20 protein-coding genes are annotated in these 17,398 nt (G+C 39.1%); 14 read left to right on the top strand and 6 right to left on the bottom strand.

What is annotated here, in order from left to right; genetic code table 11:
- Positions 1–27 precede the first annotated feature (27 nt).
- The gene (locus J5X91_RS10415; protein ID WP_011327513.1) at positions 28–336 is read right to left on the bottom strand and encodes an EscU/YscU/HrcU family type III secretion system export apparatus switch protein; all 309 of its coding nucleotides are present in this window, start codon (positions 334–336) and stop codon (positions 28–30) included.
- 2 nt (positions 337–338) lie between these two features.
- Complete coding sequence (locus J5X91_RS10410) at positions 339–2,441, bottom strand: flagellar hook-length control protein FliK (RefSeq protein WP_208834733.1); 2,103 nt, start codon at positions 2,439–2,441, stop codon at positions 339–341.
- A gap of 113 nt (positions 2,442–2,554) precedes the next feature.
- Here J5X91_RS10410 and ccmA point away from each other — a divergent pair, with 113 nt between their 5' ends.
- Genes ccmA through J5X91_RS10360 form a run of 10 tightly spaced genes read left to right on the top strand, consistent with a single transcriptional unit; the run spans position 2,555 to position 10,265 of the window.
- Complete coding sequence (gene ccmA / locus J5X91_RS10405) at positions 2,555–3,175, top strand: cytochrome c biogenesis heme-transporting ATPase CcmA (RefSeq protein WP_208834729.1); 621 nt, start codon at positions 2,555–2,557, stop codon at positions 3,173–3,175.
- Positions 3,175–3,861, top strand: a complete 687-nt coding sequence (ccmB, locus tag J5X91_RS10400) for a heme exporter protein CcmB (protein WP_011327516.1) — start codon at positions 3,175–3,177, stop codon at positions 3,859–3,861. Before ccmA ends, ccmB begins: the two co-directional genes overlap by 1 nt.
- 1 nt (position 3,862) lies before the next feature.
- The gene (locus J5X91_RS10395) at positions 3,863–4,600 is read left to right on the top strand and encodes a heme ABC transporter permease (RefSeq protein WP_208834726.1); all 738 of its coding nucleotides are present in this window, start codon (positions 3,863–3,865) and stop codon (positions 4,598–4,600) included.
- Between the two features lie 2 nt (positions 4,601–4,602).
- Positions 4,603–4,803 carry a heme exporter protein CcmD gene (ccmD, locus tag J5X91_RS10390; protein WP_011327518.1) on the top strand — a complete coding sequence of 67 codons (201 nt, stop codon included), beginning with the start codon at positions 4,603–4,605 and terminating at the stop codon, positions 4,801–4,803.
- Positions 4,803–5,282 carry a cytochrome c maturation protein CcmE gene (gene ccmE / locus J5X91_RS10385; RefSeq protein WP_011327519.1) on the top strand — a complete coding sequence of 160 codons (480 nt, stop codon included), beginning with the start codon at positions 4,803–4,805 and terminating at the stop codon, positions 5,280–5,282. The genes ccmD and ccmE overlap by 1 nt, the downstream gene beginning before the upstream one ends.
- A 2-nt stretch (positions 5,283–5,284) precedes the next feature.
- Positions 5,285–7,255 carry a heme lyase CcmF/NrfE family subunit gene (locus J5X91_RS10380; protein ID WP_011327520.1) on the top strand — a complete coding sequence of 657 codons (1,971 nt, stop codon included), beginning with the start codon at positions 5,285–5,287 and terminating at the stop codon, positions 7,253–7,255.
- Complete coding sequence (locus tag J5X91_RS10375; RefSeq protein ID WP_011327521.1) at positions 7,252–7,821, top strand: redoxin family protein; 570 nt, start codon at positions 7,252–7,254, stop codon at positions 7,819–7,821. The genes J5X91_RS10380 and J5X91_RS10375 overlap by 4 nt, the downstream gene beginning before the upstream one ends.
- Positions 7,821–8,282, top strand: a complete 462-nt coding sequence (locus J5X91_RS10370; RefSeq protein ID WP_208834722.1) for a cytochrome c-type biogenesis protein — start codon at positions 7,821–7,823, stop codon at positions 8,280–8,282. The genes J5X91_RS10375 and J5X91_RS10370 overlap by 1 nt, the downstream gene beginning before the upstream one ends.
- Complete coding sequence (ccmI, locus tag J5X91_RS10365) at positions 8,283–9,524, top strand: c-type cytochrome biogenesis protein CcmI (protein ID WP_182676792.1); 1,242 nt, start codon at positions 8,283–8,285, stop codon at positions 9,522–9,524.
- Between the two features lie 9 nt (positions 9,525–9,533).
- Entirely contained in the window at positions 9,534–10,265 is a 732-nt protein-coding gene (locus J5X91_RS10360) for a VacJ family lipoprotein (RefSeq protein ID WP_208834720.1), read from the top strand.
- Positions 10,266–10,328: 63 nt separating this feature from the next.
- On the opposite strand, the gene J5X91_RS10355 is transcribed toward J5X91_RS10360, so the two are convergent.
- Positions 10,329–11,552 (bottom strand): HDOD domain-containing protein, encoded by a 1,224-nt coding sequence (locus J5X91_RS10355; protein WP_179807121.1) that lies wholly within the window; start codon positions 11,550–11,552, stop codon positions 10,329–10,331.
- A gap of 321 nt (positions 11,553–11,873) precedes the next feature.
- Between J5X91_RS10355 and putP the strand changes: the two genes are divergently transcribed.
- The gene (gene putP / locus J5X91_RS10350; RefSeq protein ID WP_280117914.1) at positions 11,874–13,385 is read left to right on the top strand and encodes a sodium/proline symporter PutP; all 1,512 of its coding nucleotides are present in this window, start codon (positions 11,874–11,876) and stop codon (positions 13,383–13,385) included.
- A gap of 59 nt (positions 13,386–13,444) precedes the next feature.
- Here the strand turns inward: putP and J5X91_RS10345 are convergent, their stop codons facing one another.
- Positions 13,445–13,762, bottom strand: coding sequence for a YebG family protein (locus tag J5X91_RS10345; protein WP_089367888.1), 318 nt, complete (start codon positions 13,760–13,762; stop codon positions 13,445–13,447).
- Positions 13,763–14,077: 315 nt separating this feature from the next.
- Between J5X91_RS10345 and J5X91_RS10340 the strand changes: the two genes are divergently transcribed.
- On the top strand, positions 14,078–14,377 hold the full coding sequence (locus J5X91_RS10340) for a helix-hairpin-helix domain-containing protein (protein ID WP_208834716.1): 300 nt from the start codon (positions 14,078–14,080) through the stop codon (positions 14,375–14,377).
- Between the two features lie 15 nt (positions 14,378–14,392).
- On the opposite strand, the gene J5X91_RS10335 is transcribed toward J5X91_RS10340, so the two are convergent.
- Together J5X91_RS10335 and dsbB are read right to left on the bottom strand one after the other, a co-directional pair.
- Positions 14,393–14,695 carry a DUF6170 family protein gene (locus tag J5X91_RS10335; RefSeq protein ID WP_011327529.1) on the bottom strand — a complete coding sequence of 101 codons (303 nt, stop codon included), beginning with the start codon at positions 14,693–14,695 and terminating at the stop codon, positions 14,393–14,395.
- Positions 14,695–15,213 (bottom strand): disulfide bond formation protein DsbB, encoded by a 519-nt coding sequence (gene dsbB / locus J5X91_RS10330; protein WP_011327530.1) that lies wholly within the window; start codon positions 15,211–15,213, stop codon positions 14,695–14,697. The genes J5X91_RS10335 and dsbB overlap by 1 nt, the downstream gene beginning before the upstream one ends.
- Positions 15,214–15,656: 443 nt before the next feature.
- Between dsbB and fadR the strand changes: the two genes are divergently transcribed.
- Entirely contained in the window at positions 15,657–16,370 is a 714-nt protein-coding gene (gene fadR, locus J5X91_RS10325) for a fatty acid metabolism transcriptional regulator FadR (RefSeq protein WP_011327531.1), read from the top strand.
- A 278-nt stretch (positions 16,371–16,648) separates the two neighbouring features.
- Positions 16,649–17,254, top strand: coding sequence for a peroxiredoxin C (locus J5X91_RS10320; RefSeq protein WP_011327532.1), 606 nt, complete (start codon positions 16,649–16,651; stop codon positions 17,252–17,254).
- The last annotated feature ends 144 nt before the right edge of the window (positions 17,255–17,398 follow it).

Here is a 17,398-nt window from a genome sequence, read left to right as displayed (position 1 = left end):
CTTTTTTGCTTTTTAATGCTGTTAAAGCTACGCCTTAATATTTAACTTACCTTGAAAGTCTTGCCAGCCTGGCGGAAATTGCCCTCTTAATACATACGAAAATGCAATTAGCTCAGCAATTACATAATACAACTCTTTAGGTATTTCTTCCCCAAGCTCTAAGTGTGATAACGTTTTGGCTAATGCTTCATCCTGATGGATCATAATGCCTTTTTTTTCAGCCGCTGCTATTATTTCATCAGCTAATTTGCCAAAGCCCTTGGTACTTACCATAGGCGAGTTTCCGGCTGCATATAAAAGCCCAATCGCAGATTTGTTGTTGGCTGAGTCACTCATTTTTATACCTTAATATTAATAATAGTATGCGATTTATAAAAAGCTTGATGGCTTGCATCGCCTTGCTTTAAAGTAAGATCACCTACTTGCAAACCATGCTTGGCTAATTTTGATCTTAAATTATCAAGATGCGGATGAGCCATAGCGGTCACTTCTTGGCTTGATGCAAATAACTGGCAATCAAGTGCTTTATCCATTAATTCGGCAGTAATTTGTAACTGACCAAGTTGTGCATAATCAAAGTTTAATCTAACAAACCAGACATTTTTTCCTGCTAGCTTATCGCCACTGGGCTTTTTATATTGGCCTAATGTTATTTCTGTTTGCGCCGCTTCTGGCGGTAATTTCATTGGTAATAAAAAGTTTACCAAGGGGTTTGAGTCGGCTAGCTGATTAGCAGGGGTAACATTTACTTGGCCAAGGGTATTTTTAACTTGTGTTAACTCCCCCGCAAGTGCTTGCACTTGGCTTTGTTGCAGTTGCTCAAGTAATTTAGCACCAGAGTTGCCGGTTTTAAATGTGGGTAATAACACCTGCAGTAGTGCATCTAAGCCGGTTTGATTATTAATGCTAATAGGTGTAGTTGTTTGGCTAATAATAGGCGCGGCTAAAATGCTTACTGCAAGTTGCTCTAATCCCTTACTAAAACTGCTTTGCAGCGTGTCGTTTGTCAGTTGCGTTGGTTGTAATGTGGCAAGAATTTCGCGCTGTATAGCTGTTGGGTGCAAATTGTTACTAGAAACCATCCGATTAAATGCCTGATTTACGAGGCGCGTTAAGTCGGCTGGTTGCTGCGATAACTGCTGTGCAATATCTGCTATTTTGCTGCTTAAAAGCGGCGTGTTATTGGGTGTGTTTATTGCGCTAGCTGCACTGAGTTGGTTTAGCAGTGGAGCGAGTAATTTAGCTTCTAAAGGGTGTAATTGATTTTGCGAACTTAGTTTGCCATTGCTCGTTGTTGCAAAGAGCATGCTTGTTGGCAACTGCCATAGGCTAACACTTGATTTAATTAATTGGGTTAACTGCACTAAAGGTGGCAACTGCTTAGGTTGCTGGTTTAACTGCTCGGTGACATTTAGTTTATTAATACCTGTTGCCGTTTGATTTATAGCGGCAAAAGGTTTGTTTTCGAAGTATTTTACTGCATCACTTATACGCGTTTTTAGTTCACCAAAACTACTTTTTAACCAAGAATCAATAGGGCTGTTATTAGCCGCTATTAATGGACTAGTAGGGTTATTTAAATTGCTTGTTGATACGCTGCTTTGCTGCGCCGAAATTAGTTGATTAAACGGTTTTGTGAACGAGTTTTTAAGTATGACAGTGGTACTGTTTATATTAGTTTGAATTAACAGTTTGTTGGCTTGGCTGCTCAAGTTTACGTTTGTTACGGTATGCGAAAGTTGGTTAAGTTGATTATTGTTTATATTAAGCTTAAATGAACCTGCTTGTTGTGCATGCGTTAAAATTGCAAATTTAGGGGTTGCTTGTAGTTGTGCATTTGGCAAATTTTGCGCAAGTAAACTTGCTAGTTTTGCTTGAGTTATGGGTTGTGTATGCACGGATTCAGCAAAGCGATTGATAACGTCTAGCTGCGCGCCTTTATTATTAGTGCTAATTATTATTTTTAATGGTTGCTCGGCGGCCAGTAGTTGCGCTACCTCTTTATTAATTGCAATGCTGGCATTAAGCTTTTCAATTACCAGCTTGGGTGTAGGCGTTAATACGACCTGCGCCGGCATAGGGTTATTTTGTACCTCGCTTCCGGTATTTATATAATTTAAAAATTGCTGTAATTGCACTGGTTGATTAAGTGTAAGCCTTGTATTGTTGGGGGTAATTGCAAGTGACTTGCCCTCGTTACTGAGCTGTATGCTCGCACTGGCTATTTTGTCTAAGTTTTTTGGCGCAGTTGTAATACCAAGCCTGAGAGTTTGCCAGTGCTTATTTATTAATACATCTAGGGTGATCGATTCTTTAGAAAACTGAATGTTTTTTGCCGCAAGCATCTCGCCAGGAAGCGAGGTTAAGTTATGCTTAGGCGCATTAGAGGTTAGGTTATTAACCAATGAATTAGATAATGTAATTTGCGTAGGTGTATTCATTATTTTAAATCAAGTTTTCTTTATTTTTAGTGAATCGATTTTAAAGCAATATTCGTATTACCCTATCATTATGATAGACTAACGCCTAATTTTTGGCAGAGAGAATCGTCATCTTGTTACACATTAAGTCCGTCACCTGCATCAAGCAAGAACGTTGTTTGTTTGCGGATCTTAATTTTAGCCTTAATAGTGGCCAAATCATGCAATTAGCAGGTGCTAATGGTGCTGGTAAAACGTCTTTATTACGTATTATAGCGGGCTTTTCTATGCCTGATGAAGGCGATATTTTGTACCTTAATCAGTCGATTAAAAAGTACTATGAAGAGTACGCCAGAGATCTATTATTTATAGGCCATAAAACCGGGGTTAATGTGCAGCTCAGTGCGCTTGAAAACGTTAAGCATTGGCTGGCAATTAATGGCTACACTAATGAAGGTGATTTATACCCTTTATTAAGTAAGCTTGGCTTAGTAGGCCTTGAAGATGTACCGGTTAGAACGCTCTCTGCTGGGCAGCAACGCCGTGTTGCGTTAGCTCGATTATGGTTAAGTGAAGCTAAGTTATGGATTTTAGATGAGCCATTTACAGCACTTGATAAAAGTGGTGTTGTCTTTTTACAGCAACGTTTTGTTGAGCATTTAAAAAATGGCGGAGCTATATTGCTAACCACGCATCAAGATTTAACGGCCCATTTTAGCAACCTAGAAACACTCACTTTGGAGTATCGTCACTAATGACCCGACAACACTCCTATTGGTTACTTTTTAAAGCCGTGTTTAGTAAAGATGTTAAACTTGCTTTTCGTCAGCGCGCTGAAATTATCAATCCTATTTTGTTCTTTTTAATTGTTATTTCATTATTTCCGTTAGCTATTGGGCCAGAGCCCGGTCTACTGGCAAGAATGGCGCCGGGTATAATTTGGGTGGCTGCTTTACTCTCAACTATGTTGGGGTTAGATAAGCTGTTTAGAGATGATTATAACGATGGCTCACTTGAACAACTTATTGCATCGTCGTATCCGTTATCGTTAACTGTGTTGGCTAAAGTAGCCGCGCATTGGGTGATCACTGGGCTTCCTTTAGTATTAATGACCCCACTGTTTGCACTACTATTGAATTTAGATAACACAGCATTAATGGCTACGTTACTAACGCTATTATTAGGTACGCCTTTGTTGAGCTTTATTGGCGCAATTGGGGCTGGGCTTACTGTAGGATTACAAAAAGGCGGTATTTTAATGAGTTTATTGGTGTTGCCTTTGTATATTCCGGTTTTAATTTTTGCAACGTCAGCTATCGATACCAGTACTATGTCGCTGGATTATAGTGGGCAGCTTGCCATTCTTGGCGCTATGTTAGTTATTGCTATTATTAGTGCGCCAATCGCCATATCGTCAGCATTAAAAGTGAGTGTAAGTTAATATGTGGAAGTGGTTACATCCCTATGCTAAAGCAGAGCGTGCATATAAGTTATGCAATACGTTATTGCCTTATTTTGCCGTAGTTACGGTTATTAGTATGTTAGTTGGTTGGGTATGGGGGCTTGGTTTTGCGCCTGCCGATTACCAACAAAAAGACAGCTACCGTATCATTTTTATTCATGTGCCTTCGGCTATTTTATCTATGGGTGCTTATTCATCAATGGCAATTGCTGCCATTATTGCGCTGGTTTGGCAGTTACGAAACGCTGAACTTGCAGTTATTGCAATTGCGCCTGTAGGGGCGTGCATTACTGCGATTGCACTTATAACCGGTGCTGCATGGGGTAAACCTATGTGGGGCGCTTGGTGGGTATGGGATGCGCGTTTAACCTCAGAACTTATTTTATTATTTTTATATTTGGGTGTGTTGTCTTTGTACCATGCCTTTGAAGATAAAAAGGCAGCGGGTCGTGCCGCTTCTATATTGGCTATTGTAGGGGTTATTAATTTACCTATTATTCATTATTCTGTTGAGTGGTGGAATACTCTACATCAAGGAGCCTCAATAACTAAGCTAGATACCAAAGCAATTGATCCCAGTATGTTTTGGCCATTAATGGTAAACATTTTGGCGTTTGCGGCTTTTATTGGCACTGTTACTTTAATTCGTCTTAAAAATGAAATATTACAACGTGAAAAGCATCGCCCATGGGTGCGCCAGTTGTTAACTAAGAGGTAGTTATGCAGTTTGACTCATTTTCTGATTTTATTGCAATGGGAGGTTATGGATTTTATGTGTGGCTTTCTTTTGGTACATGCGCACTTATTTTATTAGGTATTTTATTTAGTTCACTCAGAGAGACTAAACATATTATGGCATCGGTAGAGCAACAAATAGCGCGAGAAGTTCGTATTAAAAATGCTAAGCAGGAGCAAATATAATGAACCCAAGACGTAAAAAACGCCTTTTAGTTATTGTTGCAGTGCTGTTTGGTATTGGTGCCTCAATAGGCTTGGTACTGTATGCATTACAAGAAAACATTAATTTATTTTATACCCCAAGTGAGCTTGTTGACGGTAAAGGCCCCAATAAAGAAAAACCACAAATAGGCCAAAAGCTACGCATTGGTGGCATGGTTGTACCAGGTTCGGTAGAGCGCAATGAGCAAAGTTTAAAAGTAAGCTTTACTTTAGTTGATACAGGCCCAACCGTGGTAGTGCGTTATCAGGGGATTTTGCCTGACCTATTCCGCGAAGGCCAAGGCATAGTTGCACAAGGTGTACTTGTGGAGCCCAATGTAATAGAAGCATTTGAAGTACTTGCTAAGCATGATGAAGAATACATGCCTGCTGAAGTGGCAGAAGCGTTAAAAGGAATTAAACACGAGAAACCTAAATACAACCTAGATAGTGGTAATTAATAATGATCCCAGAACTTGGTTATTTTTCTTTAACGCTTGCCATGGTGCTAAGCGTTTTATTATGTGTTTTTCCGCTGTGGGGGGCACATACCGGTAATTTACGTTTAATGCGTGCTGCTCCTTCGTTAGCGGTAGGGCAATTTGTATTTGTATTTATTTCGTTTGCCGCCCTTATTTATGCCAGCCTTACAAATGACTTTACAGTTGCGTATGTGGCGTATCACTCAAGTAGCTCTTTGCCTTGGTATTATCAAATAACCTCGACCTGGGGTGGGCATGAAGGCGCTATTTTATTGTGGTTATTGATGCAAGCTGGTTGGACAGCTGTTGTTGCACTGCGCTCTAAAGCACTACCTTGGGTATTGCGTGCTCGTGTACTTGGTGTGCTTGGCTTTTTAGGTGTTGGCTTTATGATGTACACCTTATTGCTTTCAAGCCCATTTGAGCGTTTATTACCTTATTTTCCGGTAGAGGGGCGCGACTTAAATCCGCTACTACAAGATCCGGGTATGATCATACACCCGCCGTTACTTTATATGGGTTATGTAGGGCTATCTGTAGCGTTTGCTTTTGCAATTGCGGCACTTTTAACTGGCAAGCTAGATAATACTTGGGCCAAATGGTCTCGTCCTTGGACTATGACCGCGTGGGGCTTTTTAACTTTAGGTATTACCATAGGAAGTTGGTGGGCGTATTCAGAACTTGGCTGGGGCGGCTGGTGGTTTTGGGATCCAGTAGAAAATGCATCTTTAATGCCTTGGTTAGTAGCAACAGCACTTTTACATTCATTGAGTGTGACAGAAAAACGTGGTGTATTTAAATCATGGACAGTGCTGTTAGCAATTGCAGCATTTTCACTTAGCTTACTGGGCACCTTTATTGTGCGCTCAGGTATTATTGTATCTGTGCATGCTTTTGCAACTGACCCTGATAGAGGCTTATTTATACTGGCCTTTTTAGCTATTGTTGTTGGCGGTGCATTAGCACTTTATGGCATGCGCGTATCGCAAGTGCGAAGCGAAGGGCGTTACAAGTTAGTATCGCGCGAAGTAGCACTGTGGCTAAATAATATATTCTTAGTGGTTGCTACTTTAATTGTATTACTAGGTACTTTATTGCCTATGGTACACAAAGAAATGGGCTTAGGCAGCATTTCAATTGGCGAACCATTTTTTAATAAGATGTTTGCAATACTGTTAGTGCCATTTGCTATTTTAATGGGTATTGGGCCGTTTTTACGCTGGAAGCAAAATAAATGGGCGTTTTTACAAAACAAAATACTAATGGGTGTATTAGTCAGTATTATTATTACCTTTGCTTGGTTATTTTCTAGCTATGATGTGATTGCACCGCTTACCTTATTAGCAACCACGTTAGCTGTATGGATTGTAATTACAACAGGTATTGATTTGTACAGTAAAGTTACCGTACATAGCACCTTTAAAGAAGGCTTTAAGCGCTTAGGTTTAGGTTATTGGGCTATGGTACTTGGCCATATAGGTATTGCCTTTGTAATTGCTGGCGTAACCCTTACTTCGGCATACTCGGTTGAGCGCGACGTATCAATGAAACCAGGTGATACGGTGCAGCTTAATCAGTATCAATACCGCTTTGAAGGAGTGAAAAATGTTCGCGGAGCTAATTACAGTGGCCATGCGGGTGTTGTATCGGTATTAAAAAATGACAAGCTAGTTACTCAGTTACATGCCGAAAAACGCCGTTACGATATTGGCATGCAGTTTATGACAGAAGCAGCAATTGATGCAGGCTTCACACGCGATTTATACCTAGCGTTAGGTGAGCAATTAAGCGAAGGCGCGTGGTCATTACGAATTTATCATAAGCCATTTGTGCGTTGGATGTGGATTGGCGGTATATTAATTTCGTTAGCAGGGTTTGTAATTTTATTTGATAAACGCTATCGCACCTCATCGCCTCAATCAACAAAAGAAACAGCGGAGAGCGAAGCATGAATCGTAAGCTTTTAGCTATAGCACCGTTACTGGTTTTTGCTTTTATTTGTGTGTTTTTATTCCAAGGGTTATTTGCTAACCCAAGGGAAATACAAACAGGGCGATTAGGGCAATCTATGCCAGAATTTAGCCTGCCAGATCTAATGCAAGATAATAAGCAGTGGAGCAATGAGCAGTTAAAAGGTGAGGTTTATTTATTAAATGTATGGGGTACCTGGTGCCCTACATGTTTAGCAGAGCTAGGCTACTTAACTAAATTGCGCGAGCAAGGCGTTAAAATTATAGGCTTGTACTATGTGCAAGGTTACGATGCCGATTTTGACGGGCCATTTGATATGCAAGCACTGCGTAGTGACGTAACCAATATGCTAACGCGTGCTGGCGACCCATATCAGTTTAATATTTTAGATTTACATCGCACACTGTCGTTAGATTTAGGTGTGTCGGGTGCGCCAGAGACTTTTTTAGTTGATAAAAGCGGCACCATTTTGTTGCACCATACCGGTGATATAAATCCGCGAGTGTGGCGTGCTAAGTTTGCACCAATTATGCAGGAGCTCAAATAATGAAGTGGTTGTTATTAACCCTTAGCCTTTTTGTCAGTATGGGGGCGCTTGCTCAGCAAGACCGTTACCAATTTGACAGTAACGAGCAAGCGGTTCGCTTTGAAGAGCTAACCAAAGAGTTACGTTGCCCTAAGTGTCAAAATCAAAATATTGCCGACTCTGATGCGGTAGTAGCAAAAGATTTACGCGAGCGAGTATTAGCTTTAGTAAAAGATGGTAAAACGAAAGACGAAGTAATAGATTATATGATCGATCGTTATGGCTACTTTGTACATTACGATCCACCAGTAACCCCTGCAACTTTAGTGCTGTGGGTTTTACCGGTATTGATTGTAATTTTTGGTTTTGGTTTTATTGTTATTCGCCAACGCAAAGCATCGGTAAAACAAAGCTGGAGCAACAACGACGAAGCAATGTTAATTAAATTAATTGCTAAAAATAAACGTCAGGAGCAAAGTTAAATGATTTTAATGTGGGCGTCTTTTGCTTTACTCACACTTATTGCACTGTTGTTTGTGATGTTGCCTTTTTTAAAAAAAGAGCGTGTTAAAACCATTACGCACAATGCGAACGCAGAACTTATTAGTATTTATGAACAGCGTTTAGTTGAGCTACAAAACGACTTAGAAAACCAGCGAATTGATGCACAAAATCACAGTGAGTCAGTGATCGAGCTCAAACGTCGCTTACTCAATGAGCTCTCTCCAGAAAAGTCACTTAATAGCCGTGGTAATAATCGTATTTTTGCCTTAACAGGCGGTGCGTTTGTGATTGCCCTAACCGGTATTTTTTACTCTATGACCGGTAATCAGCAGCAAATATCGGCTTGGCACGATGCTATGGATAACTTGGCAGAGTACGGTGAGCGAGCTGTTATGCAAAAAGGCGAGCCGCTGAGTGAAAACGAGCTGCAAGCATTTGCATTGGCACTGCGAACTAAGCTTAGCCAAACGGGGGATGACGAAATTGCTTGGATGTTACTGGGCCGTGTGGCTATGTCATTGAACGAATTTGATATGGCGCAGCAGTCGTTTGATAAAGCGTTGCAAATGAATCCTGCCAATATGCAGGTGCTTATTAGTTACAGCCAAGTGCTGTTACTTGAGGGCAGTGAAGCAAGCATGACACGTGCTGCAGGTATGCTTTCAAAAGTACTGCAAGAAGAGCCGCAAAATTTAGATGCTATTTCTTTATTGGCACTCATTGCTTACGAACGTAAAGATTGGGTACAAGCAAAAGCGGCGTTTGAAGTATTACTTGCCAGTATGGATAAAGCAGATACCCGCTATAATATGATTGCGCAGCGTATTAGTGAGATAGAACAACAGCAAGCACAAAATGTTGACGTTACAAAGAGTGCAGCAATTAAAGTGACAGTAAATATAAGTACAGAGCTTAAAAATAAACAACCTGAAAACGGAATTTTATTTGTTTTTGCAAAAGCGTTAAATGGCTCTCCAATGCCAATAGCGGTTGTTAAGCTTAACGAGTATCAATTTCCTATTACAGTTGAACTAAGTGATGCAAACTCTATGGTTGCAGGATTAAACTTGTCAAGCGCAGAAGATATAGTTATTACTGCACGTATCTCTAATGATGATTCAGTAATGCCAAGTAGCGGTGAGTTAGAAGGGCATTCAGCAGCATTAAAACGTGAAAGTACCCGTCAGTTGCAACTGCAAATAGACACATTAATACCTTAAGGATACGCGATGTTAAAACATGGTTTAATTTATATATTTTTGTTAGTGCTGGCCGGGTGTGCACAAGTACCTGATAGCCAAAAGGACGAACGCGATCCACTACAAAATATTAACCGCCCAATATACGACTTTAATATGGATGTTTTAGACACATACATACTAAGACCGGCCGCCGTAGGGTATATCACGGTGACCCCTGTACCAGTGCGTCAAAGCTTAGTGCATTTTACCAATAATATTAGTGCGCCGGTAGATATGATCAACGCCGGTTTACAGGGTAAACCAGGTAATGCCAGTGTTAGCTTAGCACGTTTTTTAGTTAACTCGACCGTAGGTATTTTTGGTTTATTTGATGTGGCCAGCTCATTAGGGCTAGAACATGTAGATGAGGATTTTGGGCAAACATTAGGTGTATGGGGTGCAGGTGATGGTGCTTACTTGATGCTACCTGCTATGGGGCCTTCTACAGCGCGTAACTTAACCGGCGATGTAGTTGATAACTTTGTTTTACCTGAAATAGCGTTAACTACACCACAAACAATTTTAGTGTTTGCGTTAAAAGCTGTTGAGGCCCGTGCATCACTAATTGCGCAAGAAGGTTTATTGAACGATTCACTAGACCCTTACTTATTTATTAAAGATATTTATTTTCAACGCCAATTATACGAACTTTACGACGGTAACCCGCCAATCAAAGAAGAGCCTGATGACTTTGATGAAGATTTTTTAGAAAGTTTGTAAACCTATTAAAAACGCCAGCAATGCTGGCGTTTTATTTTCTCATTAGTGATTAGAAAGTTGTTATTAAACATTGCTCATTAACTGCATTTGCTCGTTCACCCAGCTAATTGCTTCGTGGTAAGCATCGGGTACTTTATCATCTAAACCAAGTTGTTGGCTGATCTGATTAGCTGCCAGCCAGTTGCCTTGCTCATAAAACTTAACCAAGTTTAAGTAGCTTGCAAGCAAGCCCTCATCATTAAGTAAAGCGGCTTTAATCTCATTAGATAATGGCAGCTTTTGCATCACACTTTGCATGCTTTCATCTAAAATAGCATCCATAAGCGACATCATGCCGGTTAAAAAAACCATTCCAGTGTCTTTAAACTTACCATGCGAAATAGCCAGTAACTCACTAAAACGCGCCCGAGTGAGCGATAACCTAATTAGCTCCATAGGCTTATCTGTTGAAACTTGCGCTGCAAATAATAAAGATAAAAGCTTTTTAATTTCATTGGCACCAAGGGTGATAAGCGCTTGTTTTATTGTGCTTATTTTTGCACGTCTAGCAAATGCTGCAGAGTTTGAATAACGCAGTAACTTATAAGATAGATTTACATCTCGCTCAAATATATCGGTGATCTTTTTTAGATCCATATCAAGCGTTGAGGTCTCATAAAGTAGTTCGGCTAATGTCATACCAGAGGGGGGAAGCGCTTTACTTTGGATCATCTCTGGTTTTGAAAAGAAAAACCCTTGAAAATAATCAAAGCCAAGTTCCAATGCTTGGTTATACACCTCATGGGTTTCAACTTTTTCAGCAAGTAATTTTAGATGTGGATAAGGTTTTAAATCATCAATAATTGTTTTAATTGTTTCTATATTACAGGTTAAAAAGTCAATTTTTATAATATCAATAAATGGATAAAAGTGGCGCCACACAGGTTGATGAATGTAGTCGTCTAAGGCTAATGTATAACCTTTTTCTTTTAAGTCTTTAACAATAGCAAGTAAACGCTTACCAGGTTGCACCGTTTCGAGTATCTCTACCACCACAGCGTCTTTACTCAGTAAAGTAGGGTAGCCTTTTAGTAAAGTTTCTAGAGTAAAATTGATATATGCTGGTTTATTGTCAGTTAAATCCTCAAGGCCAAAATTAAACTGGCTGCCTTCTATTAGGCGTGTTGTTGCCTCATCTCCATCTATATCGGGAAACACGTTATTTACACCATCACGAAATAGTAATTCATAGCCAATAAGCTTTTTATCGCGATCTAAGATCGGTTGGCGTGCAGCGTAAAAGTACATAAAAAATTCCGTATAGATAAAAAATAACTATTGATTGTAACAATATATGGCAAAACATTAAAAATAGCATGATGTAAATAAGCTTATCTTAGATTAATAACATATTTTTAATAAGTTACAGAAATTTTGACTTAAATATATACGATTTGTTTGTTTTTAATTCACTAAAGTTGACATGTTGGAATTTTAACTATTACCCATGCTATAGTGACAGAGAATGGTTTTTATCCCAATACTGTCTTAACTATAATATTTTAAGAGTCATTATTTGGATCAAAAGCCTGTTGCAATTTATTAGTGGAGGCGAGTTTGGAAACAGGAATGATTATTTCACTAGCATTATACTTTGTTGTAATGCTAGGTATAGGATTGTATGCATTTAAGCAATCAACCAGCGATGTTTCAGGTTACATGTTAGGGGGCCGTAATTTATCACCAAGTGTTGCTGCGCTATCTGCAGGTGCATCTGACATGAGCGGTTGGTTACTTATGGGCCTTCCCGGCGCTATGTATCTTTTTGGTTTGAGTAAGGTTTGGATTGCGATTGGTTTAGTGCTTGGTGCTTGGGCAAATTACTTCTTAGTTGCACCTAGGCTTCGTGTTTACACTGAAAAAGCGAATGATTCAATTACGATCCCGGATTATTTTGCAAATCGCTTTGCGGACAATAAGAATATATTACGTGTTATTTCAGCTATTGTTATTATTGTTTTCTTCACACTTTATACCTCATCTGGCGTGGTTGCTGGTGGTAAGTTATTTGAAAATTCATTTGGAATGAGCTATGAAGTTGGCCTTTATGTTACTACTGGCGTTGTAGTACTTTATACGCTTTTTGGTGGTTTTTTAGCGGTAAGTTTGACCGACTTTGTACAAGGTTGCATTATGCTTATTGCGCTATTAGTAGTACCAATAGTAACGTTTACTATGCTTGATCAGCCAGTAATGGAAACGCTCGCTAATGCAAGCTATGACCTGTTACTTATCTCGCCAAAGGCCAGTGAAGTTCACTCTCTAAATATGCTAGATTGGTTTGCTGGTGGCTCTACCATCGCAATTATTTCTGCGTTAGCTTGGGGCTTTGGTTACTTTGGTCAGCCTCATATTATAGTACGCTTTATGTCGGTACGTTCAGTTAAAGATATTCCAGCAATGCGACGCATTGGTATGTCTTGGATGACATTATCTGCAATAGGCGCAGTACTAACTGGTTTATTTGGGGCAGCCTTCATACTAGAAAATGAAATGCCGATAAATGATAAAGAAACAATATTTTTAGTGCTATCTGAATTGGTTTTTCATCCATTGATTGCTGGCTTTTTATTAGCAGCTATTTTAGCGGCTGTAATGAGTACTATCTCTTCACAATTGCTAGTGTGTTCAAGCTCGTTAACTGAAGACTTTTATAAAATATACCTGCATCGCGAAGCCTCTCAAAAAGAGCTGGTTTTTGTTGGGCGTATTAGTGTGGCATTAGTTGCTATGTTTGCTATTTACTTAGCTTACGATAGAGATAGTTCTATTTTAGACTTAGTGAGTAATGCGTGGGCAGGCTTTGGCGCTGCATTTGGACCACTCGTATTGTTTAGCCTTTACTGGAGAAGAATGAACTTTGCTGGCGCCTTAGCAGGCATGTTAGTGGGGGCTTCAACAGTACTTATATGGATATACGCACCAATTACCATTAATGGTGGGAGTTTAAGTAGCGTTATTTATGAAATAGTCCCAGGCTTTATTTTATCAAGTATTGCGATTGTATTAGTTAGCTTAATGACCAGTGAGCCAGCTAAAGAAATTACAACCTTATTTGATGAAGTAGAACAAGAACTATAAAAAGTTATAAACAAAAAAGGGAGTAACTTAGGTTACTCCCTTTTTTTATGCAAAATTTATTAACTTGCTTTTTTGTCGCTACTTTCTTCTATGGGTGCAACATTATCTGCTTTTTTGCCTTTTACAGCAGCTTTAGGGGCTATAGGCTCTTTACCACCTTTTAATATTGTCATGAAGTCATCTTTACTTTTTGCCATTTCTAAAGCGAGTGACTCTACTTGTTGCTCACTTAATGGTACATCAACTTTTTCTAGCAAAATTTCAAGCGACTCTGCAATATCGAGCATTTTATCATAGGCATCAGCTTCTTTTTTGGTAGTAAACGTCATGCGCTCGACTCCGTTTCGTTCTACAACATATTTAACAACAACAGCCATGATTTCTCCTGCTTACTTGCGTGGCATATAGTATATATAAACCATTAGATTACTGTTTTTATGTACAGTACAAGTTTGTGCTTAAATTTGCAAGTCCCCTAATTAATATTAAGTGATAATAGTTGACAACAAAGATTAACTTTACTTTATTTAACTTAATCACTTTTGTGTACCGTTGCAGTTAAGGATCTCACAGGGAGTGAATGTTAGGTTTAAGTATTTAATAAAGTGCAGGTGTAAAAAGCCTTTTGCGTTATGACTTAAACATATAAACAACAAAGTAAATGTTCATGTATGAACAAAAAAGGAAGAAAGATGAAAAAACTAAAATACAGTGTTTTAGCTGCAGCTTTTTGTATGTTGCCAGTAACCCTTACTTATGCAAATGTAGATACCTCAGCAATAACTCAGCAAGTAAAGCAGGCAGCTTTAAATATTAATACTGCTGATGTTAGCCAGCTATCTAAGCTCCCTGGTATTGGTAAGAAAAAAGCACAAGCTATTATAGATTATCGCGAAGCAAAGGGTAACTTTACATCGTTAGAGGATTTGAAAATGGTAAAAGGTATAGGTAAAAAATTAGCTGCAAAGCTTGAAGGTAAGGTTTCGTTTTAAGTTAAAAAGGGCGCGTTAAGCGCCCTTAGTATATTGGGTTAATGCTTCACATAAATGCTTTTTAGCAAAGTTAATTTCAATTGGAGTCGTTAGTAGTGGGTAACACAACCCACCGAGTAGTAAAAAAGGGATGAGTAACCAGCCTTCAAATACGGCAAATATTAAAAACAGCGGACTGAGTAATAATAATTTTATAATACGAAGTAGTACTTTATTAACAGGTGAAAGCATACTTAAAGAAATCGCTATAACAGCTTGTCTGTCACGTATTTTTAAATGTTTTAGAGCATTAATTTGGCTTGAAAAAAACACAAGCATTACAGCGACCTTTTAGTCATTAAGCGACTCGTTACCAGTAAAAATAAAGTGGCTGCAAACAGCGCAAATATTACTTCCATCCATGCCGGCATACTTAGCCCCGCAAATTGCCAGTCAATGTTTCCGCAATCACCAGTGGCTGCAAAAAAGCTTGGGATCCACTCATGTAATGGCATAAAGGCAGGAAAGTTAGGTTCAAACTCACAGCTAAATGCAAAAGGATCAGTGGTTGTTTGCATTTCGATATGCTCGCGGGCAATTATAAATCCCCAAACACTAGAAACAGCCCATACACTATAGGCGAGCAAGCGAACCCCTCTATGCTCTGGATTACTAGTACCAATAATACCTGCAATAAGTAAACCTAATACCGCAGTACGCTGATATATGCACATGATACATGGCGCCAATCCCATTTTATATTGAAAAAACAGTGCCGTTATTTCAAGCAGAAAAACAATACCACTAAACAAAAGCCAAGGAGTACGTTGGGTGGGTAATTGTGCAAGCCAGTTCATAATAAATCCGTATTTAAATAAGACGTTAGATTATGACGTAGGATAAAGTTAGGGGCAAGCAAAACGACTTAAAGCCTACCCACATGCATTTATGATGATTAAAGTTAAGGTTATAATTCTAAAAGCCAATAAAAATCCAATAATGTGAATAAAGAGGTGGCCCTTTAAACGAGTAAAGTATGTGTGTGAGGTGACTTTACGTAATAAGTTAATAAGGCAAGGCGCGAACTTAAAGTAAATAACTACTTAAAATGTATCTAGGGTGAATATATAAGTGCTTGCGACAAGTGTTAGTAAAAAATATAAAGCATTTTATAGGCACAAATATTTTAATCGCATACTGGCAGTAATATGGCGTACTTTACTTGTTACTTGAGCGTCGTCTGGTACAATCAGTCGGTTAATCGTATGTAGTAGTGTGAATTAATTCGAGTGGGAATTGGATGAGAATTTTTAAAGCGAAAAGCCCAGCAGGATTTGCTGAAGAATACATAGTAGAGTCTATCTGGAATGGCGATTTCCCTCCTGGATCTATTCTACCTGCTGAGCGTGAACTCTCAGAGTTAATAGGTGTTACCCGAACGACGTTACGTGAAGTATTACAGCGATTGGCTCGAGATGGCTGGTTAACTATTAAACATGGTAAGCCAACAAAAGTGAATAACTTTTGGGAAACGTCAGGACTAAATATTCTTGAAACGTTAGCACGTCTTGATGAAGATAAAATGCCAGAGTTAACCGACCAGTTACTCTCTGCACGCACTAATATAAGCGCAATTTATACGCGTGCAGCTATAAAGTTAAATCCAGAACGTGTGATTGAAATTCTCTCACAAAGCGATGAGTTAGAAGACAGTGCGCAAGCATTTGCTGATTACGATTATAAAGTGCATCACGAGTTAGCTGTTGCAGGTAATAATCGTATTTACGTGCTTATACTCAATGGCTTTAAAGGATTTTATTCAAAAATAGGTTGTCATTATTTTTCAGATCCGGGGACGCGTGAGTTGGCTCGCCAGTTTTATAAAGACTTAACTAAATTGGCTGAAAACAGAGAACACGACGGTGCGATCATGATGATGCGTAAATATGGTCATCAAACCGGTGAAATTTGGCAACAAATTCGTGGCGATATGCCCAGCGACATAATGGATTAAACCTATTTTAAAAGCCTGCATTTGCAGGTTTTTTTATGTCTTCATTTTATTAATACTTTATAACCAAGAAACTGAGCTAATAAAATAAACCCCATCACTTTTTAGCGTTCAGTATTATCGATGGGAGGAATCGTTAAATACGATTGTCATTTCGCACCAGTTCTCTCTAAAATAATAATAATTATATGTGCGCTATTGGTTTTTAAGTTTTAGAGCCCATATAACTATCAGCATTGCATAAGCAATTGACAACAAACTCAAAATATTTGGAGAATAAAATGGGTGTATTAGTAGGCCGCCAGGCACCAGACTTTACCGCTGCAGCAGTTCTTGGTAACGGTGAAATTGTAGATAGCTATAACCTTCATGAAAAAATTAAAGGTAAAAAAGCAGTTATTTTCTTTTACCCACTAGATTTCACGTTTGTATGTCCTTCTGAACTTATTGCATTTGATAAGCGTTATGAAGAATTCCAAAAACGTGGCGTTGAAGTAATTGGTGTTTCTATCGATTCACAATTCTCACACAACGCATGGCGTAACACTGCTGTTGCAGATGGCGGTATCGGTAAAGTTAAATATGCACTAGTTGCAGATATTAAACATGAAATTTGTAAAGCATACGACGTTGAGCATCCTGAAGCGGGTGTTGCGTTTCGTGGTTCTTTCCTAATTGATGAAGAAGGCAATGTACGTCACCAAGTAGTGAACGACTTACCACTAGGTCGTAACATTGATGAAATGCTACGTATGGTTGACGCGCTAGCGTTCCACACTGAGCACGGTGAAGTATGTCCTGCTGGTTGGACTGAAGGTAAAAAAGGTATGGATGCAAGCCCTGAAGGCGTTGCTAAGTTCCTATCTGAAAACGAAGGCGATCTATAATTTAGCTCTCGTTTTAAATAAAAAAACCGCCAATTGGCTAATGCCAGTCAGTTAACACTGACTGGCTTTTTTTTATAGGGATATTTAGATGGTTTCTTTTTCACACATCGTGGAAAGCTGCGCTCATGACGCCTTGTTGGTAAC

This window comes from Pseudoalteromonas sp. K222D (genome assembly GCF_017653575.1).
GTDB lineage: Bacteria > Pseudomonadota > Gammaproteobacteria > Enterobacterales > Alteromonadaceae > Pseudoalteromonas > Pseudoalteromonas nigrifaciens.
The sequence above is the reverse complement of the archived record's forward strand: the minus strand, read 5'-3'. Positions and strand labels throughout refer to the sequence as shown.